General features: G+C 71.9%; 27 protein-coding genes. 8 read left to right on the top strand and 19 right to left on the bottom strand.

Features of this window, described 5'->3' with window-relative positions; all coding sequences use genetic code 11:
- From DRV96_RS16440 to DRV96_RS16405, 8 genes are all read right to left on the bottom strand, one after another.
- The coding region (locus tag DRV96_RS16440) for a transposase (RefSeq protein ID WP_473199549.1) at window positions 1-377 on the bottom strand (377 nt) is incomplete at its 3' end.
- 61 nt (window positions 378-438) lie between these two features.
- Window positions 439-1518 (bottom strand): DNA polymerase III subunit delta, encoded by a 1080-nt coding sequence (gene holA, locus DRV96_RS16435; RefSeq protein WP_119293161.1) that lies wholly within the window; start codon window positions 1516-1518, stop codon window positions 439-441.
- Between the two features lie 14 nt (window positions 1519-1532).
- Window positions 1533-2033, bottom strand: a complete 501-nt coding sequence (locus DRV96_RS16430) for an LPS-assembly lipoprotein LptE (RefSeq protein WP_119293159.1) — start codon at window positions 2031-2033, stop codon at window positions 1533-1535.
- Window positions 2034-2036: 3 nt separating this feature from the next.
- Window positions 2037-4691 carry a leucine--tRNA ligase gene (gene leuS / locus DRV96_RS16425; protein ID WP_119293157.1) on the bottom strand — a complete coding sequence of 885 codons (2655 nt, stop codon included), beginning with the start codon at window positions 4689-4691 and terminating at the stop codon, window positions 2037-2039.
- A 52-nt stretch (window positions 4692-4743) separates the two neighbouring features.
- Window positions 4744-5163: an ExbD/TolR family protein gene (locus tag DRV96_RS16420; protein ID WP_119293155.1), complete on the bottom strand. Its 420-nt coding sequence runs from the start codon at window positions 5161-5163 to the stop codon at window positions 4744-4746.
- A gap of 87 nt (window positions 5164-5250) precedes the next feature.
- Window positions 5251-5907, bottom strand: a complete 657-nt coding sequence (locus DRV96_RS16415; protein WP_119293153.1) for a MotA/TolQ/ExbB proton channel family protein — start codon at window positions 5905-5907, stop codon at window positions 5251-5253.
- A 14-nt stretch (window positions 5908-5921) separates the two neighbouring features.
- Entirely contained in the window at window positions 5922-6734 is an 813-nt protein-coding gene (dapB, locus tag DRV96_RS16410) for a 4-hydroxy-tetrahydrodipicolinate reductase (protein WP_119293151.1), read from the bottom strand.
- On the bottom strand, window positions 6731-7276 hold the full coding sequence (locus DRV96_RS16405) for an outer membrane protein assembly factor BamE (protein ID WP_119293148.1): 546 nt from the start codon (window positions 7274-7276) through the stop codon (window positions 6731-6733). Before DRV96_RS16405 ends, dapB begins: the two co-directional genes overlap by 4 nt.
- A 90-nt stretch (window positions 7277-7366) precedes the next feature.
- Between DRV96_RS16405 and fur the strand changes: the two genes are divergently transcribed.
- Window positions 7367-7795 (top strand): ferric iron uptake transcriptional regulator, encoded by a 429-nt coding sequence (gene fur / locus DRV96_RS16400; protein ID WP_119293146.1) that lies wholly within the window; start codon window positions 7367-7369, stop codon window positions 7793-7795.
- A 6-nt stretch (window positions 7796-7801) separates the two neighbouring features.
- Here the strand turns inward: fur and hprK are convergent, their stop codons facing one another.
- The 3 genes from hprK to hpf form a co-directional block, all read right to left on the bottom strand.
- Entirely contained in the window at window positions 7802-8758 is a 957-nt protein-coding gene (gene hprK, locus DRV96_RS16395; RefSeq protein ID WP_119293144.1) for an HPr(Ser) kinase/phosphatase, read from the bottom strand.
- A gap of 28 nt (window positions 8759-8786) precedes the next feature.
- Window positions 8787-9257, bottom strand: a complete 471-nt coding sequence (gene ptsN, locus DRV96_RS16390; protein WP_119293142.1) for a PTS IIA-like nitrogen regulatory protein PtsN — start codon at window positions 9255-9257, stop codon at window positions 8787-8789.
- Between the two features lie 188 nt (window positions 9258-9445).
- Window positions 9446-9784 (bottom strand): ribosome hibernation-promoting factor, HPF/YfiA family, encoded by a 339-nt coding sequence (gene hpf, locus DRV96_RS16385; RefSeq protein ID WP_119293140.1) that lies wholly within the window; start codon window positions 9782-9784, stop codon window positions 9446-9448.
- A 330-nt stretch (window positions 9785-10114) separates the two neighbouring features.
- Between hpf and corA the strand changes: the two genes are divergently transcribed.
- Complete coding sequence (gene corA / locus DRV96_RS16380) at window positions 10115-11095, top strand: magnesium/cobalt transporter CorA (protein WP_119293163.1); 981 nt, start codon at window positions 10115-10117, stop codon at window positions 11093-11095.
- An 88-nt stretch (window positions 11096-11183) separates the two neighbouring features.
- Here the strand turns inward: corA and DRV96_RS16375 are convergent, their stop codons facing one another.
- The 5 genes from DRV96_RS16375 to DRV96_RS16355 all read right to left on the bottom strand — a co-directional run bounded on the left by DRV96_RS16375 (window position 11184) and on the right by DRV96_RS16355 (window position 15113).
- On the bottom strand, window positions 11184-12089 hold the full coding sequence (locus DRV96_RS16375; protein WP_119293138.1) for an alpha/beta fold hydrolase: 906 nt from the start codon (window positions 12087-12089) through the stop codon (window positions 11184-11186).
- On the bottom strand, window positions 12086-13306 hold the full coding sequence (locus tag DRV96_RS16370) for a 6-phosphofructokinase (RefSeq protein WP_119293136.1): 1221 nt from the start codon (window positions 13304-13306) through the stop codon (window positions 12086-12088). Before DRV96_RS16370 ends, DRV96_RS16375 begins: the two co-directional genes overlap by 4 nt.
- A gap of 78 nt (window positions 13307-13384) precedes the next feature.
- Window positions 13385-14257 (bottom strand): pirin family protein, encoded by an 873-nt coding sequence (locus DRV96_RS16365; RefSeq protein ID WP_119293134.1) that lies wholly within the window; start codon window positions 14255-14257, stop codon window positions 13385-13387.
- A gap of 141 nt (window positions 14258-14398) precedes the next feature.
- Entirely contained in the window at window positions 14399-14641 is a 243-nt protein-coding gene (locus tag DRV96_RS16360) for a hypothetical protein (protein WP_162911110.1), read from the bottom strand.
- A gap of 91 nt (window positions 14642-14732) precedes the next feature.
- On the bottom strand, window positions 14733-15113 hold the full coding sequence (locus DRV96_RS16355) for a YraN family protein (RefSeq protein WP_119293129.1): 381 nt from the start codon (window positions 15111-15113) through the stop codon (window positions 14733-14735).
- Between DRV96_RS16355 and rsmI the strand changes: the two genes are divergently transcribed.
- The 3 genes from rsmI (at window position 15106) to DRV96_RS16340 (ending at window position 18743) form a co-directional block, all read left to right on the top strand.
- Window positions 15106-16029: a 16S rRNA (cytidine(1402)-2'-O)-methyltransferase gene (gene rsmI / locus DRV96_RS16350; RefSeq protein ID WP_119293127.1), complete on the top strand. Its 924-nt coding sequence runs from the start codon at window positions 15106-15108 to the stop codon at window positions 16027-16029. The genes DRV96_RS16355 and rsmI overlap by 8 nt on opposite strands.
- A complete protein-coding gene (locus DRV96_RS16345; RefSeq protein ID WP_119293124.1) occupies window positions 16019-16924 on the top strand; it encodes an alpha/beta fold hydrolase in 906 nt (301 codons plus the stop codon). Before rsmI ends, DRV96_RS16345 begins: the two co-directional genes overlap by 11 nt.
- 103 nt (window positions 16925-17027) lie before the next feature.
- A complete protein-coding gene (locus DRV96_RS16340) occupies window positions 17028-18743 on the top strand; it encodes an FMN-binding glutamate synthase family protein (RefSeq protein ID WP_119293122.1) in 1716 nt (571 codons plus the stop codon).
- A gap of 12 nt (window positions 18744-18755) precedes the next feature.
- On the opposite strand, the gene DRV96_RS16335 is transcribed toward DRV96_RS16340, so the two are convergent.
- Together DRV96_RS16335 and DRV96_RS16330 are read right to left on the bottom strand one after the other, a co-directional pair.
- The gene (locus DRV96_RS16335) at window positions 18756-19388 is read right to left on the bottom strand and encodes a glutathione S-transferase N-terminal domain-containing protein (RefSeq protein ID WP_119293120.1); all 633 of its coding nucleotides are present in this window, start codon (window positions 19386-19388) and stop codon (window positions 18756-18758) included.
- Window positions 19389-19483: 95 nt separating this feature from the next.
- A complete protein-coding gene (locus DRV96_RS16330; RefSeq protein WP_119293117.1) occupies window positions 19484-20755 on the bottom strand; it encodes an amidohydrolase family protein in 1272 nt (423 codons plus the stop codon).
- Window positions 20756-20914: 159 nt separating this feature from the next.
- On the opposite strand from DRV96_RS16330, the gene DRV96_RS16325 reads away from it, so the two are divergent.
- The 3 genes from DRV96_RS16325 to DRV96_RS16315 all read left to right on the top strand — a co-directional run bounded on the left by DRV96_RS16325 (window position 20915) and on the right by DRV96_RS16315 (window position 22827).
- Entirely contained in the window at window positions 20915-21157 is a 243-nt protein-coding gene (locus DRV96_RS16325; RefSeq protein ID WP_119293115.1) for an antitoxin, read from the top strand.
- Window positions 21154-21597: a TA system VapC family ribonuclease toxin gene (locus DRV96_RS16320; RefSeq protein WP_119293113.1), complete on the top strand. Its 444-nt coding sequence runs from the start codon at window positions 21154-21156 to the stop codon at window positions 21595-21597. The genes DRV96_RS16325 and DRV96_RS16320 overlap by 4 nt, the downstream gene beginning before the upstream one ends.
- Before the next feature lie 222 nt (window positions 21598-21819).
- Window positions 21820-22827, top strand: coding sequence for a choice-of-anchor E domain-containing protein (locus DRV96_RS16315; protein WP_162911109.1), 1008 nt, complete (start codon window positions 21820-21822; stop codon window positions 22825-22827).
- Between the two features lie 212 nt (window positions 22828-23039).
- Here DRV96_RS16315 and DRV96_RS16310 read toward each other — a convergent pair.
- A partial coding sequence (locus DRV96_RS16310; RefSeq protein ID WP_162911108.1) for an IS3 family transposase occupies window positions 23040-23296 on the bottom strand: 257 nt, incomplete at its 5' end.

Here is a 23296-nt window from a genome sequence, read left to right as displayed (position 1 = left end):
AGCCGCGCCAGCTCGCGTCCACTGCCCACGCCTTCGAGCGTGGCGTACAGCCACAGCGCAAACAGGATGCGCGGGTCGATCGCCGCGCGTCCGGCGTTGCTACCGCGCGCCTTGATCGCATCGGTCAGCCGGCTCAGGTCCTGCCGCTCGACGTAGCCCCATACCAGCCGCGCTCGGTGGTCCTCGCCCAGCAGCGACTCCAGGTCCGATGCCCGCAGTTCGATCTGCTTGCGGTTGGGCTGCAGCAGCCGCGGCGGCTGCGCGCGCAGCGCAACGGCTCGCGCTTGCGCGGCGGCCTGCGCTGCTTGCTCATCGACGGGCGCCAAGTCCTCGAACAAAACCCCGGCCACTCTGTCTTGGTGCTTCGGATCGCTCATGCCCAACAGCAAGCCAGAGACATGCCAGCACGAGGGCAGCGGACGAAAAACTCTCACGCTCTCACGCGTCGAGCGCCAGCGCCGGCGCGCCCGCCGGCCGCAAGGCCTGCACCGTCAGCAGCACGAGCCGGCGCAGCGCGTCCCACGCGTCGAGCGGCCAGTCCGGATGCTTGAGCCCCTTGACGATGCCGTCGCACACGCTCGCGGCGTCGACGAGGCGCGCGAGCGTGGCCTCGCCGAGCTGCGGCAGCACGCGCTCGAACAGGCGCTCCTTGGGGCCCCACACGCGCGCCTCGCGCAGCGCGACCGGCAGCGGGCGGCCGGCGGCGAGCGCGCGCTTGACCTGCTGCAGCGCAAGCAGGTCGGCGGCCAGCGTCCAGTGCACGAGCACCGGCGCCTCGCCCTCGGCGCGCAGGCCGTCGAGCATCTGCAGCGCGCGACCGACCTGGCCGGCGAGCACCGCGTCGCCGAGCTTGAAGACGTCGTAGCGCGCGACGTTGAGCACCGCGCGCTCGACCTGTTCGAAGCCGAGCACGCCCGGCGGGTACAGCAGCGCGAGCTTGCCCAGCTCCTGCTGCGCAGCGAGCAGGTTGCCCTCGACGCGGTCGGCGAAGAACGCGAGCGTGCGCTCGCCCTCGTCGCCGTCGGCGACGCGCTGGCCCTGTGCGGCCAGCCGCTGCGCGAGCCAGCGCGGCAGCTCGCGCCGCTCGACCGGGTCGACGCGCACCGTGACACCGGCGGCATCGAGCGCGGCGAACCAGCCGCTCTTCAGTTGCTGGCCGTCCAGCCGCGGCAGCTGCACCAGCGTCAGCACGTCGTCGGGCAGCGCGTCGCAGTAGCGCTGCAGCGCCTGCGACCCCTCCTTGCCCGGCTTGCCCGACGGGATGCGAATCTCGATCAGGCGCCGCTCGGCGAACAGGCTCATCGCCTGCGCCGCGCCGAGCACGCCGCTCCAGTCGAAGTGCGCGCCGCCGACGGTGAACACCTGCCGCTCGCCGTAGCCGGCTGCGCGCGCAGCGGCGCGGATCGCGTCGGCGGCCTCCTGCGCGAGCAGCGGCTCGTCGCCGTGCACCGTGTACAGCGGCCTCAATCCGCGCGCGTCGCGCAGGTGCGCGGCGAGTTGCTCGGGGCGCAGTTGCATCCGTGCGCCCGCGGTCACAGCGGCGGCGTGGCCGCCAGCCGGCGCAGCACCTGCATCGCGATGTCGGCTTCCATCGCGCGCCACAGCGTCTGCTCCTCGTCGGCCTTGCCGAGCGCGAGCGTTTCGCTGTAGCTCATGTCGCGGCGCAGCTCGACCGTCGTCGGCGGCAACAGCGGCTTGCCGCCGCGCGTGCTCAGCCGGTAGGTCAGCGTCGACACCAGCGTGACTTCGCGCACCTGGCCGGCCGCGGTGCTCGCCGCGACGCTGCGCCGGCGCTGGTCGGCCAGCGCCTCGAGCACGACGTCGGCGTCGCGCGGGTCGTCGACGACGGTGACGTCGTCGGGCAGCGCGCGGCGCAGTTCGTCGGCGGTCGTCGTGCGGTCGGAGAAGCCGACGAGCGCCATACGCCGGAACGGCAGTGCCGGCGCGCGGCGCAGCTCGAAGCCGCAGCCGGCCAGCGCCGCCGACGCCGCCATGGCCGCGAAGGCGTGCAGACCGTCGCGCCGCGTCGGCATGCCTCAGACGACGACGTTGACGAGCCGGCCCGGCACGACGACGACCTTCTTCGGCGCACGCCCCTCGGCGAAGCGCGCGAACTCGGGGCTCGCGACCGCGGCGGCCTCGATCGCGGCGCGGTCGGCCTGCGCCGGCACGCGGATCGCGCCGCGGTGCTTGCCGTTGACCTGCAGCACAAGCTCGACCTCGTCGAGCGTCAGCGCCGCCTCGTCGACCTGCGGCCACGGCGCGTCGATCAGGTCGCCGAGGCGCGCGGCGTAGCCGAGCTCGACCCACAGCGCGTGCGTGACGTGGGGGCACGCCGGGTACAGCGCGCGCAGCAGCACCGAGGTGGCCTCGCACAGCACGGCGGTGTCGCCGTCGCTGCCGTCGGGCGCAAAGCCCTCGAGCGCGTTGAGCAGCTTCATGCAGCCCGAGACGACGGTGTTGTACTGCAGCCGCTCGTAGTCGTAGCTGACCTGGCGCAGCACGAGGTGCACCTCGCGCCGCAGCGCCTTGGCCTCGGCGCGCAGCGCCGCCGCGCTGACGTCGCCCGCGGCCGCGCGCCGGATCGCCACCGCGTGGCGCACGCCGAATGCCCACAGCCGCTTCAGGAAACGGTGCGCGCCCTCGACGCCGGCGTCGTTCCACTCGAGCGTCTGCTCGGGGGGGCTCGCGAACATCACGAACAGGCGCGCGGTGTCGGCGCCGTAGCGGTCGATCAGCTCCTGCGGGTCGACGCCGTTGTTCTTCGACTTCGACATCGTGCCCACGCCTTCGTAGTCGACGGGCGAGCCGTCGCTTTTGAGGCGCGCGCCGACGATCTTGCCGGCGTCGTCGTAGACGTTCTCGACCTCGTGCGGCCAGAAGTACTCGATGCCGCCCTTGTCGCCGCGGCGCGAGTAGATGTGGTTGAGCACCATGCCCTGCGTGAGCAGGCGCGTGAACGGCTCGTCGATCTGCACGAGGCCGAGGTCGCGCATGACCTTGGTCCAGAAGCGCGCGTACAGCAGGTGCAGGATCGCGTGCTCGATGCCGCCGATGTACTGGTCCATCGGCATCCAGTGGCGCGTGCCCTCGCCGACCATCGCGTGCTCGTTCGTCGGGTCGCAGTAGCGCATGAAATACCACGACGAGTCGACGAAGGTGTCCATCGTGTCGGTCTCGCGCCGCGCGGGCCGGCCGCAGATCGGGCACGCGACGTTCAGGAACGACGCGCACCGGGCCAGCGGGTTGCCGCTGCCGTCGGGGATCAGGTCCTCGGGCAGCACGACGGGCAGGTCCTTCTCGGGCACCGGCACGACGCCGCAGGCGTCGCAGTGGATGATCGGGATCGGCGTGCCCCAGTAGCGCTGGCGGCTGATGCCCCAATCGCGCAGCCGCCAGGTCATCTTCTTCTCGCCCAGCCCCTTGTCGGCGAGCAGCGCGGCGACCTTGTCGACGGCGGCCTTGTGGCCGAGCCCGTCGAGCACCCCCGAGTGGACGCAGCGCCCGCGCGCCTTGTCGGCATACCACTCGGCCCAGGCATCGGTCGAGAACGTCTGCCCTTCGACGGCGATGACCTGCTTGATCGGCAGGCCGTACTTCTTCGCGAACGCGAAGTCGCGTTCGTCGTGCGCCGGCACGCCCATCACGGCGCCGTCGCCGTAGCCCATCAGCACGTAGTTGCCGACCCACAGCGGCACCGCCTCGCCGGTCAGCGGGTGCGTGACCGTGAGCCCGGTCGGCAGGCCGGCCTTGTCTTTCGTCGCCAGCTCGGCCTCGGTCGTGCCGCCCTTCTTGCACTCGTCGATGAACGCGGCGAGCGCCGGGTCGGTCTTGGCCGCGTGCGCGGCCAGCGGGTGCTCGGGCGCGACGGCGCAGAACGTGACGCCCATGATCGTGTCGGCGCGCGTCGTGAACACGTACAGCCGCCCGCCGCCGATGAGCGCGCCGTCGTCGCCGCGGATGTCGTGCAGGAACGCGAAGCGCACGCCCTCGCTCTTGCCGATCCAGTGCTCCTGCATCAGCCGCACGCGCTCGGGCCAGCCGGCGAGGAAGTTCTTGTCGGTCGGGTCGGCGACGGCGGCGAGCAGTTCCTCCGCGTAGTCGGTGATCTTCAGGTAGTAGCCGGGGATCTCGCGCTTCTCGACCGGTGCACCCGAGCGCCAGCCGCGCCCGTCGATGACCTGCTCGTTGGCGAGCACGGTCTGGTCGACCGGGTCCCAGTTGACGACCTGCGTGCGCCGCTCGGCGATGCCCTTGTCGAGCATCTTGAGGAACAGCCACTGGTTCCACTTGTAGTAGTCGGGCCTGCACGTCGTGACCTCGCGCGACCAGTCGATGGCCAGCCCCATCGCCTGCATCTGGCCCTTCATGTGCGCGATGTTCGAGTACGTCCACTCGGCCGGCGGCACCTTGTTCTTCATCGCCGCGTTCTCGGCCGGCAGGCCGAAGGCGTCCCAGCCCATCGGCATCAGCACGTTGTAGCCGCGCATGCGCAGCTGGCGCGCGAGCATGTCGTTGATCGTGTAGTTGCGCACGTGCCCCATGTGCAGCTTGCCGCTGGGGTACGGCAGCATCGAGCAGGCGTAGTACTTCGGCTTGGCGGCGTCTTCGCGCACGCGGTACGCGTCGCGCTCGGCCCAGTGGCGCTGCGCCGCGGCCTCGACCTCGGCGGGGACGTATTTCTCGTTCATGCGCGGGATTGTAGGGAGCGCCCCCGCCGGGCCGCGGCGTGCGCGGCGGCGCTCAGCGCGCGGCCGGCGCCTCGGTGACGAAGCCGACGCGGCTCAGCCCTGCACGCTGCACGAGGTCGATCAGCTCGGCCACGCGCCCGTACGGCACCGCGCGGTCGGCGCGCAGCTGCACCTCGGTGCGCGGGTTGCGCTTCGCCGTGTCGGCCAGCCGCGCGGCGAGCTGCTCGGCGTCGATCGCGGCGTCGCCGAGGAACAGCGTGCCGTCGCGGTCGATCGCGACACTGACGAACTCGGGCACGTCGGCGACGCCGCCCTCGGCCTGCGGCAGGTCCAGCCGCAGTGCCGGCGCGATCAGCGGCGCCGTGATGATGAAGATCACGAGCAGCACGAGCATGACGTCGATCAGCGGCGTCATGTTGATGTCGCTCATTGGGCGGCCGCTCGTCTCGCGGCCCAGGCGGCCGAAGCTCATGTCGCGCTCACGATGGCGCCCGGCGCGGGCCGCCCCGCCGACCCGCCTCGGGCGGCGGCGCAGCGACGGCGTCGCAGGCGGGAGGCCTCATCGCCCTTGCGCCGCGTCGATCATCATCTCGCGCAGGTCGTGCGCGAAACCCTCGAGCTCGGCCTCGCTGGCCGCGACCCACTTGCCGTAGATGTTGTAGGCCAGCACCGCGGGGATCGCCACCGCGAGGCCGGCGGCAGTCATCACGAGCGCCTCGCCGACCGGCCCCGAGACCTTGTCGATCGTCACCGCACCGGCCGCAGCGATCGCCAGCAGCGCGTGGTAGATGCCCCAGACGGTGCCGAACAGCCCGACGAACGGCGCGGTGGCACCGACCGACGCGAGCACGACCTGCCCGTACTGCAGGTGTGCCACCGCGCGGTGCAGCGCGCCGCGCAGCCGGCGCGTGAGCTGCGAGTCCAGGTGCGCACTCGTCTCGAGCGAGCCGCCGGCCGGCGCCTGCTGCGCGGCGTCGACCAGCGGCAGCAGCAGCTGTTCGCGGTCGATCGCGGCCAGCCGCTCGCGTGCCGTCTCGACGCTCGGTGCGGCCCAGAATGCAGCCACGCCGCGCGCGAGATCGTGCCGCGCGCGGCGCAGCACCCAGCCCTTCCAGAAGATCAGCATCCACGTCGCGACCGACATCGCGAGCAGCAGCAGCGCAACCGCGCGGCCGACGGCGTCGCTCTGGGCCCATAACGGGGCGAAACCGGCCATGCGCGCAGCAGGGTTCAGGCCAGCCCGAGCACGGCGTCCATGCCGTACAGGCCATTCGGCTTGTCGGCGAGGAAGCGCGCCGCGCGCAGGCTGCCCTGCGCGTAGGTGGCGCGGCTGGCGCTCTTGTGCGTGATCTCGATGCGCTCGCCGGTGCCGGCGAACAGCACGGTGTGGTCGCCGACGATGTCGCCGCCGCGGATCGTCGCGAAGCCGATCGTCGACGGGTCGCGCTCGCCGGTGACGCCTTCGCGCCCGTAGACCGCGCAGGCCTTGAGGTCGCGGCCGAGCGCGCGCGCGACGACCTCGCCCATCGCCAGCGCGGTGCCGCTGGGGGCATCGACCTTGTGGCGGTGGTGGGCCTCGATGATCTCGATGTCGTAGCCCTCGGCGAGCGCACGCGCGGCGGTGTCGAGCAGCTTGAGCACGACGTTGACGCCGACGCTCATGTTCGGTGCCATCACGATCGCGACGTCGCGCGCCGCCTCGGCGATCTGCCCCTTCTGTGCGTCGGTGAAGCCGGTGGTGCCGATCACCGCCTTGACGCCGAGCTCGCGGCACAGCGCCAGGTGCGCGAGCGTGCCCTCGGGGCGGGTGAAGTCGATCATCACGTCGGCGCCGGCCAGCGCGGCGCGCACGTCGTCGGTGACGACGATGCCCGTCGTGCGGCCGAGGAAGGTGCCGGCGTCCTGACCGACGGCGTCGCTGCCGGCGCGGTCGAAGGCGGCGGCGAGCGCGCAGTCGGCCGACTGCAGCACCGCCTCGACGAGCATGCGGCCCATGCGCCCCGAGGCGCCGGCGATGGCCACGCGCAGCACCGGCGGCGTCATCGCGGCTCCAGCGGCGGGTAGCTGCGCGCCGGCCCCTGCGGCTCGGTGCCGGTCGTGGCCGCGGGCCGCGTCGTCGCCGGCAGCTTCGCGATCTCTTCGTCGCTGAGCTGCAGCCGCGGCACCGGCGCCGGCCGCACGTTGCTGATCGCCGCGACGAACTCGCGTTCGCTCGGCAGCTCGGGCACCTCGGCGCGCTCGAAGCGGTCGTCCTTGAACCAGACGACGATGCTGCGCCGCTGCGGCTCGGCGCCCTGGCGGCGGATCGTGAACACGTAGTCCCAGCGGTCGGCGTGGAACACGCTGGCCAGCAGCGGCGAGCCGAGCACGGCGGCGACCTGCTCGCGCGTCATGCCCGGGCGCAGCCGCTCGACCTGCTCGCGCGTGACGACGTTGCCCTGCACGATCTCCATGCGGTACGGCGTGACGAGGCCGAACAGGCGGTCCTGCGGGGCGCTCGTCGAGCACGCCCCCAGCGTCACGGCAGTGCTCAGCAGCAGTGCGCGCGCGAGCGGCGACAGCAAAGAGGGGGCATCGAAGCTCATCGGAAGGCGCGCGCTCGGCAAGGTCAAGGCGCGTCGTTATGATCAGAAATTCTAGCGGCGCGCAGCGCCACACCGCCCCGACCCCGTGCGATGACCCACGTCGAAGAACTCAAGAGCAGCGGACTGAAGGCCACGCTGCCGCGCATCAAGATCCTCGAGGTCTTCCAGCGCAGCAGCCAGCGCCACATGACCGCCGAAGACGTGTTCAAGGCGCTGCTGGCCGACGGCTCCGACATCGGGCTGGCCACCGTGTACCGCGTGCTGATGCAGTTCGAGCAGGCCGGTCTGCTGACGCGCAGCCACTTCGAAAGCGGCAAGTCGGTGTTCGAGCTCAACGAGGGCCAGCACCACGACCACCTCGTGTGCCTGACCTGCGGGCGCGTCGAGGAGTTCTTCGACGCCGAGATCGAGGCGCGCCAGCGCGCGGTGGCCGAGACGCGCGGCTTCGCGCTGCGCGAGCACACGCTGGCGCTGTACGCCGAGTGCACGAAGGCCGCGTGCCCGCACCGGCCGAAGTAGCCGCACTCAGTCGGTGCCGCCCTGCTCCATCGCGCGCTGGTGGCGCGCGATGAACTCCTGGTAGGTGTCGATGCCGCGCAGCTGCAGCACCGTGTTGCGCACCGCGGCCTCGACGAGCACCGCGAGGTTGCGCCCGGCATCGACCGCGATGACGACCTTGCGCACCGGCACGCCGAGCACGTCCTCGTACATCGGCTCGTAGGGCAGACGCTCGAAATCGCGCTCGAGCGTCTCCTTGCGCACCAGGTGCACGATCAGCTTGAGCCGCATCTTGCGCCGCACCGCGGTCTCGCCGAAGATGGCTTTGATGTCGAGCAGGCCGATGCCGCGCACCTCGAGCAGGTTCATCAGCAGTTCGGGGCAGCGGCCGTCGATCGCGGTCTGCGAGACGCGGTACAGGTCGACGGCGTCGTCGGCCACCAGCCCATGGCCGCGCGAGATCAGCTCCAGCCCGAGCTCGCTCTTGCCCAGGCCCGATTCGCCGGTCAGCAGCACGCCCAGCCCGAGGATGTCCATGAACACGCCGTGGCGCGTCGTGCGCTCGGCGAAGCGCTGCGACAGCGAGGCGCGCAGCACGTCGATCACGTGCCCCGCGGGTTCGTGCGTGACGAACAGCGGGATGTCGGCGCGATCGCACAGCGCGACGAGCCGGTCCGGCGGCACCTGCGCGTCGGCGACGATCAGCACCGGCGGCTCGAGCGTGACGATGCGCGCGATGCGCCGCTCCTGCACCTCGGGCGCCGCGTCGTTCAGGTAGGCGACCTCGCGCCGGCCGACGATCTGGACCCGGTACGGGTGGATGTAGTTCAGGTAGCCGATCAGATCCGCGGCCGAGCCGGCCTCGCGGATCGCCGCCTCGTCGAAGCGGCGGTCGGGGCGGGCGTGGCCGGCAACCCACTCCCAGCGCAGCGTCGCGCGGTGCTCCTCGAACAGCGCCTCCGCGCTGAGCGTGGTCGGCTTCATGCGCAAAGCGGCATCACGCCGCGCGGCATCAGGCCACCGATTTGAGCGGCTCCCAGTTCGAGATCAGCCGGTGCAGCGTCTCGGCCTCGGGCTCCGTCTTCAGCCGCTCGCGCAGTTCGCGGTCGCTGAGCATCTCGGCGATCTCGGACAGGATCTCGAGGTGACGCTGCGTGGCGGCCTCGGGCACGAGCAGGAAGATCAGCAGCGTGACCGGCTCGTCGTCGGGCGCGTCGAACGGAATCGGCTGCTGCACCCGCAGCACCGCGGCCAGCGGGTTCTTCAGCCCCTTGATGCGCCCGTGCGGGATCGCCACGCCGTGACCGAGCCCGGTGGAGCCGAGGCGCTCGCGCGCGAACAGGTTGTCGGTCACGGTCGCACGGGCGATCGCATGCTGGTTCTCGAACAGCAGGCCCGCCTGCTCGAACACGCGCTTCTTGCTAGTGGCGTCCACGTTCACCAGCACGTTGCTGGCGGGCAGGATGGCGGCGAGACGGTTCATGTCGTGGGCGCCGGTTGGCGGCCGCTGGGCGGCGCAGACCCGGCCGGTGTGACAGTGCGTTGCATTCTAGGCACCGCCGCCGGCCGGTGCCACCGACGCCGCAGCGCCATTCGTCAGGTGTTGCACGGATGCTGCGCCGCAACAAGTCCTGGGGCCGCCGCCCGCGGCAGGCGTGCGCCCACTTCGGCTCAAAGGTTTGCGTCCAGCCGCTTCACCGGCACGTGATGGTGATCCTGCGTCTTGTCCTTGTGGCGCACGATCTGGCGGTCGAGCTTGTCCATCAGCTGATCGATCGCGGCATACAGGTCTTCGTGCGAGTGCTCGACGAAGATGTCGCGACCCTTGACATGCACCGTCACCTCGGCCTTCTGGCGGCGCTCCTTCTCCTTGAGCTTCTCGACGGTCAGCAGCACGCTGACGTCGACCACCTGGTCGAAATGGCGGGTCACGCGGTCGAGCTTGTTGACGACGTACTCGCGCAGGGCCGGTGTCACTTCGAGGTGGTGTCCGCTGATCGTCAGGTTCATGAGGTCGCTCCTTTCGGGTGGGGCGGGACACACCGCCGGGCGCTTCGCGCCGAGCGGGCCCGCCCGAGTCAGTGTGCCGCCGAAGGTCCCGCGTGACAAGCCGATGGCAGCCGCCTTCGCCGCGATCGCCGATGCCATAATCAAGCGCTGTTTCTCGGAGACCGCACGTTGGATCAGAGTCACCCTCGGTGACCGTCCACTCCGGATCGGCCGCTGGCGGCGGGCTCGGCCCGACACGACCGCCCGAGGCTGCGGGGTGAGACGGTTTCCACTCGTCACCCCGCCCGCAGCCGGACCCCTTCGCGGCCTTGCGTGGCGCCGGAGATCGCCATGCTCAACGTCTTCACGCTGGCCAACGGCCGCTTGGTCCAGCAAGAAATCGACAGTGCCGCCGCGCTGGCCGACCTGCGGCCGGTGTGGGTCGACCTGGAGTCGCCGACGACCGAGGAGAAGGGCTGGATCACCGGGCGTTTCGGCCTCGTGATTCCCGAGGACGTCGCCGACGAGGACATCGAGGAGTCGGCGCGCTTCTACGAGGAAGACAACGGCGAGCTGCACATCCGCTCCGACTTCCTGATCGAGAACGACGACGATCCCAGCGGCAAGACGGCGCGCAACGTGCGCGTGGCCTTCATCCTGCGCGACAACGTGCTGTTCTCGGTGCACGCCGAGGACCTGCCGGTGTTCCGGCTGCTGCGCCTGCGCGCGCGGCGCACGCCGGCTCTGATCACGGATGCCAAGGACGTGCTGCTCAAGCTCTACGACACCGACGCGGAATATTCAGCGGATGTGCTCGAGGGCATCTACGACAGCCTCGAGAAGGTCAGCGCCAGCGTGCTGCGCCAGAGCGCCAACGTCACCGACGCGGTGGCCGCCGAAGCGCTGGCGGCGATCGCCCGCGAGGAGGATCTCAACGGCCGCATCCGCCGCAACGTGATGGACACGCGCCGCGCGCTGAGCTTCATGATGCGCAGCCGCATGCTCAACGCCGAGCAGTTCGAGGTCGCCCGGCAGATCCTGCGCGACATCGACTCGCTCGACAGCCACACGGTGTTCCTGTTCGACAAGATCAACTTCCTGATGGACGCCACCGTCGGCTTCATCAACCTGAACCAGAACCGCATCATCAAGATCTTCTCGGTCGCGGCGGTCGCACTGCTGCCGCCGACGCTGATCGCCAGCATCTACGGCATGAACTTCGAACACATGCCCGAGTTGCGCTGGCAATACGGCTACCCGCTGTCGCTGGTGCTGATGGCGCTGAGCGTCGCGACGCCGTTCTGGTACTTCAAGCGCAAGGGCTGGCTGTAGCGACGCCGCCGCGGTGCGCATGGGCGGGCGGGCAAGATCGCTGCCCCGACGCCGCGCCGAGGCGGCGGCCCGAGACCGCGGCGCGGGTTCAGCAAGCCAGCCCGCCGAGGAACGCGTCGTACGCGGCGACGAACTCGTCGCGCCGCTCGAAGTACGGCAGCGCTCCGGTCGGAAACACCGCGAAGCGCCAGTTCGCGCGGCCCTCGACGACGCGCTTGCCGCGGTAGTCGGTGAAGTCGCCGCGCACGCCGTGGCTCATCCACACCGGCAGCGCGAGCGACTCGTACAGCGTCGTCACGTCGGCGCTGAACAGGTGGCCGGCGAGGAAGTGCAGCGGCGCGTGCTCGGCGCCGGGCTGGCGCGTCGTCAGCACGTCGAAGCGCCACAGGTCCTCGTCGATCGCCTTGCTGCCCCACGTGCGCTCGAGGAAGTAGCGGATCACGCCTGGGCGCGTCAGCTGGCGGAACAGCACCCCGCCCCAGCCGGGGCCGCGCAGCGCGCGGTACAGCAACGGCATGCCGCGCGTGCTGCCCGGCGCGCCGCGCCAGGCGCGCGTGCCGCGAAAGCCGGCCGGGCTCACGAGCGCGAGGCTGCGCAGCGCGCCCGGGCGCTCGACGGCGGCGCGCGCGGCGAACTCGCAGCCCAGCGACACCGCGAGCACGTCGGGGCGGTCCGTCGCTTCGCGCTGCATCGCATCGAGCGTCGCGAGCAGCGCATCGGTCATCAGCCGCGGCGTGTAGGCGCGGTCGCTGCGCTCGGAAGCGCCGAAGCCCGGCAGGTCGGGCGCCCAGACGCGGCGCGTGCGCGCGTAGTGCTCGAACAGCGGGCGCACCTCGGCCGCCGAAGCCGCCGCGTTGACGCTGTGCACGAGCAGCAGCGCGCGCGTGCCGGCGGGGCCGGCGACCCAGGCCGCGACGCGGCCCGTCGCCGCGGTGCCGACCTCGACGCGCTCGCCCGCCACCGGCGGGGGCAGCGGCGGCGCGGACGCGCTCATCGCCCGCGGCCCAGCACCTTCGGCACCGGCGCCGGGCGCAGGCGGAACGCGTCGGGCATGCCCGAGCCGAGCAGCGGGCGCAGGTAGAGGCGGAACGCGTCGGTCACGTCGGTGCCGCTGGCGGCGATGAAGGCGTCGTCCATCGTGCGCGTCTTGCCGGCCACCGCGTCGAGCGGCTGAAGCTTGTAGTCGACCGAGTAGAAGCCGGTGCGCTGGATCGACACGCTGCCGTCGCGGTCGCCCCACAGCGCGTACTGCACCGCCTTCTCGCCGACCTCGCGCGCCTCGCGCTGGTCGACGTCGGACACGCAGCCGACGAAGCTGCGCTGCAGGTAGCCGAAGGTGTCGCCGCGCACGCGCTTGATCTTCAGTTTCGTCCTGATCTCCTCGCACAGCAGGTCGGCGAGCGCGCCGCTGCCCGACAGCTGCACGTTGCCGTGCGCGTCGCGCTCGAGGTCCTTCGCGAGCCGTGCCGCGATCGGCGTGCCCGACCCGTCGTGGATGCCTTCGCTGACCGCGATCACGCAGCGCCCGAGGCGGTCGTACGTCGCCTTGACGTCGGCGAGGAAGCGCTCGAGCGCGAACGTGCGCTCGGGCACGTAGATCAGGTGCGGGCCGTCATCGTCGAACTTCTTGCCCAAGGCGGAGGCGGCGGTCAGGAAGCCGGCGTGGCGGCCCATCACGACGCCGACGTAGACGCCAGGCAGCGCGGCGTTGTCCAGGTTCGCGCCGGCAAACGCCTGGGCGACGAAGCGCGCCGCGCTCGGGAAGCCCGGCGTGTGGTCGTTGCCGACGAGGTCGTTGTCGATCGTCTTCGGGATGTGGATGCTGCGCAGCGGGTAGCCGGCCGCGCGCGCCTCGTCGGCGACGATGCGCACCGTGTCGGCGCTGTCGTTGCCGCCGATGTAGAAGAAGTGCGCGATCTCGTGCGCGCGCAGCACCTCGAAGATCTGCTGGCAGTACTTCAGGTCGGGCTTGTCGCGCGTCGAGCCGAGCGCCGACGCGGGCGTGTTCGCCACCAGCTCGAGGTTGTGGCTCGTCTCCTGCGTCAGGTCGACGAAGTCCTCGTCGACGATGCCGCGCACGCCGTGGCGCGCGCCGTAGACGCGCGTGACGCCGTGGTGCCGCCGCGCCTCGAGCACGACGCCGACGAGCGACTGGTTGATGACGGCGGTCGGGCCGCCACCCTGGGCGACGAGGATCTTGCCGGACGACATCGCGCAGCTCCTGGATGCGTGCTCACGGGCACTGTACGCCCGAAGCCGAGCCAGAGGCTCGCCTGCCGCTCGCCCTCGTCAGGCGAGCCGGCCGGCCTGGAAGTCGCGCACCGCCTGGAAGATCTCGTCGTGCGTGTTCATCACGAACGGGCCGTACTGCGCGATCGGCTCGTTGAGCGGCCGCCCGGCGATCAGCAGCGCGCGCGCGCCGTCGGGTCCCGCGGCGAGCACGACGCCGTCGCTGCCCGGCGTGTTCGCGAGGATCGCCATGCGCTGCACCGGCACCGCGGTGCCTTCGATCGTGACGCTGCCGCGGTACACGTAGGCGAACGCGTTGTGCGCCGCCGGCAGCGGCTGCGCGAACGGCGCGCCACCCGGCAGGTGCAGGTCGAGGACCAGCGGCTCGGTCGTCTCGCGCTGCATCGCGCCGGCCACCCCATGGCTCGCGCCGGCGATCACGCGCACCGTGACGCCGTCGGCCGTCGTCACTTCCGGGATCTCGGCCGACGGGATGTCGCGGTACCACGCCGGGCGCATCTTGTCCTTCGAGTGCAGGTTGAGCCACAGCTGGAAGCCTTCCATGCGGCCTTCTTCCTGCTCGGGCAGCTCGCTGTGGATCACGCCGCGCCCGGCCGTCATCCACTGCACGCCGCCGGGGCCGAGCAGGCCCTCGTGGCCGGCGCTGTCGCGGTGGCGCATGCGGCCTTCGAGCATGTAGGTCACGGTCTCGAAGCCGCGGTGCGGGTGGTCGGGGAAGCCCGCGATGTAGTCGTCGGGGTTGTCGGTGCCGAACGCGTCGAGCATCAGGAACGGGTCGAGCCGCCGCTGCAGGTCTTGCGTCAGCACGCGCGTGAGCTTGACGCCGGCGCCGTCGCGGGTCGGCGTGCCGGCCACCAGGCGCTCGACGCTGCGCGGGCGGGTGACGGAAAGGGGCAGGGTCGGGGTGTCCATGGCGTGCACTGTACGGGCCGGCGGCCGCCGCGGGGTTGAGCGCGATTGCACGCCGCGTGCAGGATCGGTGGGGCCCGCAAGCGACGAGGCCGCCGCGGGGTGTCCCGCCGGCGGCCTCGAACGCGGCCACAGGGCCGATGCCTACTTCGTCGCCTGCACGACCTTGGCGTCGGCGCGCGTCGGCGTGCGGCTTGCCGTGGCCGTTGGCGCACGGGCGTCGCGCGCCGGCGTCGTCGCCTTGGCGTCGGCCTTGGCGGCCTTCGGCGGCGGCACTTCGTCGTGCAGGCCGTCGGCCATCTTGTCATCGCAGCCCATCCCGGCCAGCGCGACACCGCTCGCGCCGGCCAGCGCCAGCGCCACGATCGAATGCGGGAGACCCTTCATCGCGCGCACCTCCGAACCAGCGAGGCACATGCCCCACGGCCGATTCTGGGGCCGTGCCATACCCGCGCCAAGCCCGGGGGCATCGCGCGGCTCAGGCACCGGCGTCGAACGCGCCGCGCAGCCACTCGATGCGTTCGCCGTCGACGGCCACGACGTCGAAGCGGCACGGCGGCGGGCTCGGCCAGCGCAGCAGGAAGTGCTGCGCCGCGCGGATCAGCCGCCGCTGCTTGGCCGCGCCGACGCTGGCCGCCGCGCCGCCGTGCGACGCGTCGCGGCGCGCGCGCACCTCGACGAAGACCAGCGTGCCGTCGCGCTCGCGCACGATCAGGTCGACCTCGCCGGCAGGCCGGTGCGGACCGCCGCCGACCCGATAATTGCGCGCGACGAGACTCAGGCCCTCGCGCTGCAGGTGCGCCAGCGCCAGCGCCTCGGCCGCGTCGCCCACCTGCCTGGTCGTCCGTCGCTTGAGCATCGACTCCACCCTGAAGCGCGCGGCCGCCGAGGCCGCCGGTGCGCAGCAGTATCCGGCAGCGACGCTGTACGTCGTCGCCACGCCGATCGGCAACCTCGCCGACCTGACGCTGCGCGCGATCCACGCCCTCGCGCTCGCCGACGCCGTCGCGTGCGAGGACACGCGCGTCGGCGGCCAGCTGCTGCGCCACCTCGGCCTGGACAAGCCGCTGCTCGCGCTGCACGAGCACAACGAGCAGGCCGCGGCCGCGGCCGTCGTCGATCGCCTCGCGCGCGGCGAGCGCGTGGCCTACGTCAGCGACGCCGGCACGCCGGCCGTCTCGGACCCCGGCGCGCGGCTGGTGGCCGCGGCGCGCGCGGCCGGCCACCGCGTGCTGCCGCTGCCCGGCGCGAGCGCCGTCACGACGGCGCTCAGCGCCGCCGGCGACGCGCACGCGCAGGGCTTTCGCTTCGCCGGCTTCGCGCCGGCCAAGGGCGCCGAGCGCGAGCGCTGGCTGCAGGCGCTGCACGCCGACGACGGCTGCGTCGTCGCGTTCGAGGCGCCGCACCGCATCGAGGCGCTCGCGCGCGCGCTGGCCGCGCTCGACGCGCCACGCCCGCTGACGATCGCGCGCGAGCTGACCAAGCAGTTCGAGACGGTCACGACGATGCCCGCCGGCGAGCTGCCCGGCTGGCTCGCCGCCGACGCCGACCGCCGCCGCGGCGAGTTCGTGCTCGTGCTGCACGCGCGCGCGCCGGTGCCGCGCGACGACGCGGCGTCGCCGGCGCTGGACGAGGCCCTGCGCTGGCTGCCGGCGCTGCTGGCGGCGCTGCCGCTGAAGCAGGCGGTCGCGATCGCGGCGCAGGTGACGGGCGCGCCGCGCAACGCGCTGTACGAACGCGCGCTCGCGCTGAAGAACGCCGACGATGGACGCTGACGGCTGGTTCGACGGCTTCGACGCCGGCGAGTACGAGGTCAACGGCGTGAGCCTGTTCGCGCGCACCGGCGGGCGCGCCGACGCGCCGCCTCTCGTGCTGCTGCACGGCTTCCCGCAGACGCACGCGATGTGGCACCGCGTCGCGCGCCGGCTCGCGCCGCACTTCCGCCTCGTGCTGCCCGACCTGCGCGGCTACGGCGACTCGGCCAAGCCACCGGGCGGTGCCGACCACGCCGCCTACGGCAAGCGCGCGATGGCCGCCGACGTCGTCGCGCTGATGCGCTCGCTCGGCCACGCGCGCTTCGACGTCGCCGGCCACGACCGCGGCGGCCGCGTTGCGCACCGCCTCGCGCTCGACCACCCGCAGGCGGTGGCCCGGCTCGCCGTGATCGACATCGCGCCGACGCTGGACATGTACGCCGCCACCGACATGGCGTTCGCGCGCGCCTACTACCACTGGTTCTTCCTGATCCAGCCGGCGCCGCTGCCCGAGCGGCTGATCGGCGCCGACCCGCGGTTCTACCTGCACGCCAAGCTCGGCGGCTGGGGCAGCGGCGGCCTCGCGCACCTCGAGCCGAGGGCGCTCGCCGAGTACGAGCGCTGCTTCGCGCGCGCCGACGCGATCCACGCCGCGTGCGAGGACTACCGCGCGAGCGCCGGCATCGACCTCGAGCACGACCGCGCATCGCGCGAGCGCGGCGAGCAGATCGCCTGCGACCTGCTCGTGCTGTGGGGCGAGCGCGGCGTCGTGCACCGGCTGTTCGACCCGCTGGCGCTGTGGCGCGCGCAGTGCGCCGGCACCGTCAGCGGGCACGCGATGCCGGCCGGGCACTTCATCCCCGAGGAGCGGCCCGCCGAGACGGCGCAGGCGCTGCTCGACTTCTTCGCGCGCTGACACCGCCCGCCGCGATCTGGCACCGCGACGCCGGGCTTTTCGCGCCGTCGCCACCGCCGCGCGCGCCTACGCTGCACGCACCGTCACTGCGCCCGGAGGCCGCATGCACGCCTGGCTCGCCCGCGTCGACTCGCTGTTGCCGCTGCGCTATGGCGCCTGGTTCGCGAGCGCCGGGCTCGCGCTGGCCGGCGCGCTGTGGTGGGCCGCTGGCGGCCCCGCGCTGCCGGCGCTCGCCGGCGGCGCGCTGGTGGGGCTGGGCTGGCGCGACGTGCGCCAGTCGCGCCACGCGGTGCTGCGCAACTACCCGGTGATCGGGCACCTGCGCTTCCTGTTCGAGTTCGTGCGCATCGAGATCCGGCAGTACTTCATCGAGGGCGACAACGAGGCGACGCCGTTCTCGCGCACGCAGCGCAGCCTCGTGTACCAGCGCGCCAAGGGCCAGTCCGACAAGCGCCCGTTCGGCACCCAGCTCGACGTGCACGCCGACGGCCACGAGTGGATCAACCACTCGCTGGTGCCCACGGTGCTGGCCAGCCACGACTTTCGCGTGCCGGTCGGCGACGCGGCCAACGGCTGCACGCAGCCGTATGCGGCGAGCGTGTTCAACATCTCGGCGATGAGTTTCGGGTCGCTGAGCGCCCACGCGATCCTCGCGCTCAACGCCGGCGCGAAGAAGGGCGGCTTCGCGCACGACACCGGCGAGGGATCGATCAGCGCCCACCACCGCGTGCACGGCGGCGACCTGATCTGGGAGATCGGCTCGGGCTACTTCGGCTGCCGCGACGCGCGCGGCCGCTTCGACCCCGCGCGCTTCGCCGCGCAGGCGGCCGACGCGCAGGTGCGCATGGTCGAAGTCAAGCTCAGCCAGGGCGCCAAGCCCGGCCACGGCGGCGTGCTGCCGGGGCCGAAGGTCACGCCCGAGATCGCCGCCGCGCGCGGCGTGCCGGTGGGTGTCGACTGCGTCAGCCCAGCGCGGCACAGCGCGTTCGACACGCCGATCGGGCTGCTGCAGTTCGTGCAGCGGCTGCGCGAGCTGTCGGGCGGCAAGCCGGTCGGCTTCAAGCTGTGCGTCGGCCACCCGTGGGAGTGGTTCGCGATCTGCAAGGCGATGCTCGCCACCGGGCTCGCGCCCGACTTCATCGTCGTCGACGGCGCCGAAGGCGGCACCGGCGCGGCGCCGCTCGAGTTCAGCGACCACGTCGGCGCGCCGCTGCAGGAAGGGCTGCTGCTCGTGCACAACACGCTCGTCGGCCTGGGGCTGCGCGATCGCGTGCAGCTCGGCGCGTCGGGCAAGATCGTCAGCGCGTTCGACATCGCGCGCGCGATGGCGCTCGGCGCCGACTGGTGCAACGCGGCGCGCGGCTTCATGTTCGCGCTCGGCTGCATCCAGGCGCAGACCTGCCACACCGGCACCTGCCCGACCGGCGTGACGACGCAGGATGCGCGCCGCCAGCGCGCGCTCGTCGTGCCCGACAAGGCCGAGCGTGTCTGGCGCTTCCACCAGAGCACGCTCGAGGCGCTGAAGGAGCTGACGCAGGCCGCGGGCCTCACGCACCCCGGCGAGTTCCGCGCGACGCACATCGTGCGCCGCGTCAGCAAGAGCGAGGTGCGCCTGCTCGCGCACCTGCTGCCGCAGGTGCGCCCGGGCGAGCTGCTCGCGGCGGTGCGCGGCGAGGCCGACTGGCCGCACAACGTCTACCGACTGTACTGGCCGCTGGCCGATGCGGCGACGTTCGCGCCGGCCGGCACGCCACCCGCGGCCGCGCCGGCCGCCGCTGGCATCGCGGTGCGCCGCAGCGACGAAGTGGCCGTGGCCTGACGGGCCACGCGCTCAGGCCACCGGCGCCATGCCCGGCGGCGCGGTGTCGACGAAGCTCGGCCGCGCGGCGAGCTTGTCGTAGAGCTTCTTCAGGTTCGCGTAGTCGGTGCGCCAGTCGATGTGCGCGAAGCGGAAGTCGAGGTAGCCGAGCGCGACGCCGACCGCGACGTCGGCCAGCGACAGGTGGTTGCCGCCGGCGCACCACGCACGGTCGCCCAGGCCCAGGCTCATCGCCTTCAGCGACGAGTGCACGCGGCTCATCTGGCGGTCGATCCAGGCCTCGCAGCGCTCGCTGTCGCGCCGGCCCGACCAGGTCTGCTCCATGCGCGCGGCCACCGCAGCGTCGAGCAGGCCGTCGGCCAGCGCCTCCCAGGTGCGCACCTCGACGCGCTCGCGCCCCGACGGCGGGATCAGCTTGCCCACCGGCGACAGCGTGTCGACGTACTCGACGATCACGCGCGAGTCGAACACCGCCTCGCCGCCTTCCATCACCAGGCAGGGCACCTTGCCGAGCGGGTTGGACTTGAGCACCGCGTCGCTGGCCCACGGGTCCTCGACGATGAAGTGGTAGTCCAGGCGCTTCTCGGCCATCACGACGCGGACCTTGCGCACGTAAGGGCTGGTCAGTGAGCCGATGAGCTTCATGGATGCCTGGGTCCGTCCGTCGAGTTGTCGCGTGTAACCGATTCTAGCGATCGCCTCCCGCGCGCCCGCCGCGCGGAAGGCGGGCCGCCCTGCGTTCAGCGCGGCCGCGTGAAGTCGACCGTCGCTAGCCGGCCCGGCAGGTGCAGCGTGGTGGCCGCGGCCGGTGAGCGGGCGATCACCTCGCCTGCGCGCACCACGAGCAGGCGCGTCGCGCGCAGGCGGATCGCCTCGACCGGGTCGCGCGCCCGCAGAAGCAAGAAGTCGGCCCGGCAGCCGGGTTCGAGGCCGTAGCCGTCGAGCCCGAGCAGGCGTGCCGCGTGGACCGTCACGGCGTCGTAGCACGCGCGCATCGCGTCGGTGCCCGTCATCTGCGCGACGTGCAGCCCCATCGCGGCAACCTCGAGCATGTCGGCGCTGCCGAGCGGGTACCACGGGTCCATCACGCAGTCGTGGCCGAAGGCCACCGTGACGCCAGCCACCATCAGCTCGGGCACGCGCGTCATGCCGCGGCGCTTGGGGTAGGTGTCGCGGCGGCCCTGCAGCGTGATGTTGATCAGCGGGTTCGCGACGACGCCGACGCCGGCCTCGGCGATCAGCGGGATCAGCTTGGCGACGTAGTCGTTGTCCATCGAGTGCATCGACGTGACGTGCGAGCCGACGACGCGCCCGTGCAGCCCGAGGCGCTGCGCATGGAACGCCAGCGTCTCGACGTGGCGGCTCATCGGGTCGTCGCTCTCGTCGCAGTGCATGTCCACGCGCAGCCCGCGCTCGGCGGCGAGCTCGCACAGCACGCGCACGCTCTCGGCGCCGTCAGCCGACGTGCGCTCGAAATGCGGGATGCCGCCGACGACGTCGACGCCCATCTCGAGCGCGCGCTGGAGCTGCGCCAGCGCGCCGGGCGAGCGCAGCACCCCGTCCTGCGGGAAGGCGACGAGCTGCAGGTCGAGGTAGGGCTTGACGCGCTCGCGCACGTGCAGCAGCGCCTCGACGGCGAGCAGGCGCGGGTCGCACACGTCGACGTGCGAGCGGATCGCGAGCAGCCCGCGCGCCACCGCCCAGTCGCAGTACGCCAGCGCGCGCTCGACGATGGCCTCCTGCGTCAGCAGCGGCTTGAGCTCGCCCCACAGCGCGATGCCTTCGAGCAGCGTGCCCGAGCGGTTGACGCGCGGCGTGCCGTAGGTGAGCGTCGAGTCCATGTGGAAGTGGGCGTCGACGAACGGCGGGGCGAGCAGCCAGCCTCCGGCGTCGATCGGCTCGACGCCCTCGGGTGCGGGCAGGTTAGGCCCGACGGCGGCGATGCGGCCGTCGGCGACGAGCACGTCGACGCCGGTGCGGCCGTCGGGGAGGGTGGTGTTGCGCAGGAGCATGGCGAAAGTGGGCAGAGGCGACCGGCGGGAGTCTAGGCAAGGCCGGGCAGAGACGACGGACGTGCGCCACCGGGGGCACATCGGCATGGGCGGCCGCCAAACGGGCCCAACGCGCAACCAGGCGCGCATCTGATGCGTTCTCGAATATCATCACGCACCATGCGCACGACGATCGACATCGACGACCCCATCCTGCGGGACCTGAAGCGCCTGCAGCAGCGCGAGGGCAAGTCCCTCGGGCGGCTGGTCTCGGACCTGCTGGCGCAGTCGCTGGCGGCGCAGCGCGCGGCGCCGCCAGAGCCCGTTGCGTTCCGGTGGACGAGCCGGCCCATGCGGGCGCGCATCGATCTGTGCGACAAGGATGCCGTTCGCGACGCCCTGGACGACGAGTCGCCGCGATGAGCTTCGCCATCGACGTCAACGTCCTGCTCTACGCGTCCGACCGCAGCAGCCCGCATCACCCGCGCGCGCTCCAGTTCCTCGAAGGCTGCGCCCGCAGCGGCCAGGTCTTCTGCCTGGCGTGGCTCACGGTGATGAGCTACCTGCGCATGGCGACGCACCCCCGGATCTTCAGCGAGCCGCTGCCGCACGCCGATGCGGTGCGCAACGTCGAGGCCCTGATGGCGCTGCCCCATTGCCGGCTGATCGGGGAGCACGAGGGCTTCTGGGCAAGCTATCGGGAGCTCACGGACGAGGTGCCCACACGCGGCAACCTGGTGCCCGACGCCCATCTGGCGGCCGTGCTTCGCGACAACGGTATCGCCACGATCTACACGAACGACCGCGACTTCCGGAAGTTCAGCTTTCTCGACGTGCGCGACCCGTTCGGCGATCGCGACTGAGGCGCGGCCCGCGCGCGGGAGGCCTTGGCCAGTACAAGGCGACCGGCGCCCTTGGCCCCGCAGGCCGACGAGCCTGCCGGACTCCACCCCGCGAATCGGGTGGAAGCCGTTCCCCTTGGTCGAGGGGTCGCGCCGTAACAGCCCTGCCGGCCTTGAACGACTGCACTGCACGGACGACGGCGCCCACGCACCATCGCGGCCATCGCAATGCAAAGGTCCGCCATGACGACGCCTTTCATCTTCACGCGCCACGCACTTGCCGCCGCGGTGCTTGGTTTGGCTGCAGCACTGCCCGCGACGGCGGCACCGCTGACTGTCACGGCTAGCGCCACCTTCGCCGGCACCGCCAAGGCGACCGACAGCGAAGGCAACGGCCCGACCACCCATGTCGACAAGTCTGTGGCCAGCGCGACGTTTGCCCAGTTCGATCCGGCCACCGGTGTTCTCGTCGGAACGACGTTGCAGTTGTCCTCGACGCGCACGCAGTCGGCCTGGGTGCGCTCGACGGATGGCGGCGGCACCGAGAAGAACTTCGACGTGACGTCCATCGGCACTGGGAGCAGCACCGCGGCGATATCCGCGCCCGGAATCTCGCAGACCTTCGGCCAGATCCAGGTCACGGACAACTGCGAAGCGAAGTGGAAGAGCGCTTGCACCGGTTCAGCGTCGGTCAGTGGTCCGGCTGCCACGAACGCGACTCTTCCATCGGGCACGAAACCCGCCTACGTCGGAACCGGAAATGTCGACGTCGCCCACAGCGCGCAGATGCTGCGCGCCGAGCAACTCTCGGACGTCTTCAGCGGCACCGAAAGTACCGAGTCCGCACTGACGTGGTCGGGGACGATGACGCTGATCTACACCTACCTGCTGCACGCGGCCCCGTCGTTCTCGGCCGACACGCTGGTCACCTCGCTCACGCTCGACTTTGGCACCGTCGATCAGTTCAGTGCCATCGCGCCGCACAGCTTCAGCCTGTTCGATATGGCCGGCGCCAACAGTGTCGGCTTCGACTTCGACGGTTTCAGTGGCGCCGGTCCCTACGACATCGTGCGCTCCACCCTTGGTTCGGGCGACGCCTTCGAGGTGGCACTGAACACCAGCACGGCCGGTCTGTTCGACATCGCGTATACGCTGCTGCTCTCGGACGCCGACGTCGGCGCCGCATCGAGCCGCTTGAGCCACACGCTCACCCTGAACCTGCGCGGCAATGCCCGGCGTCAACTATCCTGAGCTGTCAGCGACAACTATCGTGAGCGGTGCGGGTCAACCGCTCAGGATAGTTGTCGCTGAGCGCTCAAGATAATTGTCGGCCGCCACCGACCCGGGCGGGCACGGCCCCTCACCGCCGCCCCTACGCGCGCGCAACGAGTTGGCTGACGCGCGTGGCGCACGCCGCCAACCAATGAGGTGCCCGTCGAATTTCGCCTTCCAAGGGGCCGCTCTCATCCTGCCTTGGATTGCTGAGCAGCATGCTTGCTGATCCAGTTCTCGAGGAACCGAACCGGCGAGCTGTAGCCCAGGGTGGAGTGGCGGCGACTGCGGTTGTAGAACACCTCGATGTAGTCGAACAGGTCGGCCATCGCGTCGGCTCGCGTCGCGTAGGCGGTTCCGTGCACCCGCTCGTTCTTCAGGCTGTTGAAGAAGCTCTCGGTGGGTGCGTTGTCCCAGCAATCGCCCTTGCGGCTCATCGAGGCGGTCA

Origin of the sequence: Azohydromonas sediminis, assembly GCF_003574675.1 — a bacterium.
GTDB classification, from domain to species: Bacteria; Pseudomonadota; Gammaproteobacteria; order Burkholderiales; family Burkholderiaceae_C; genus Calidifontimicrobium; species Calidifontimicrobium sediminis.
Note: the sequence above shows the minus strand (reverse complement) of the source record. Positions and strands in the feature narration are given on the sequence as shown.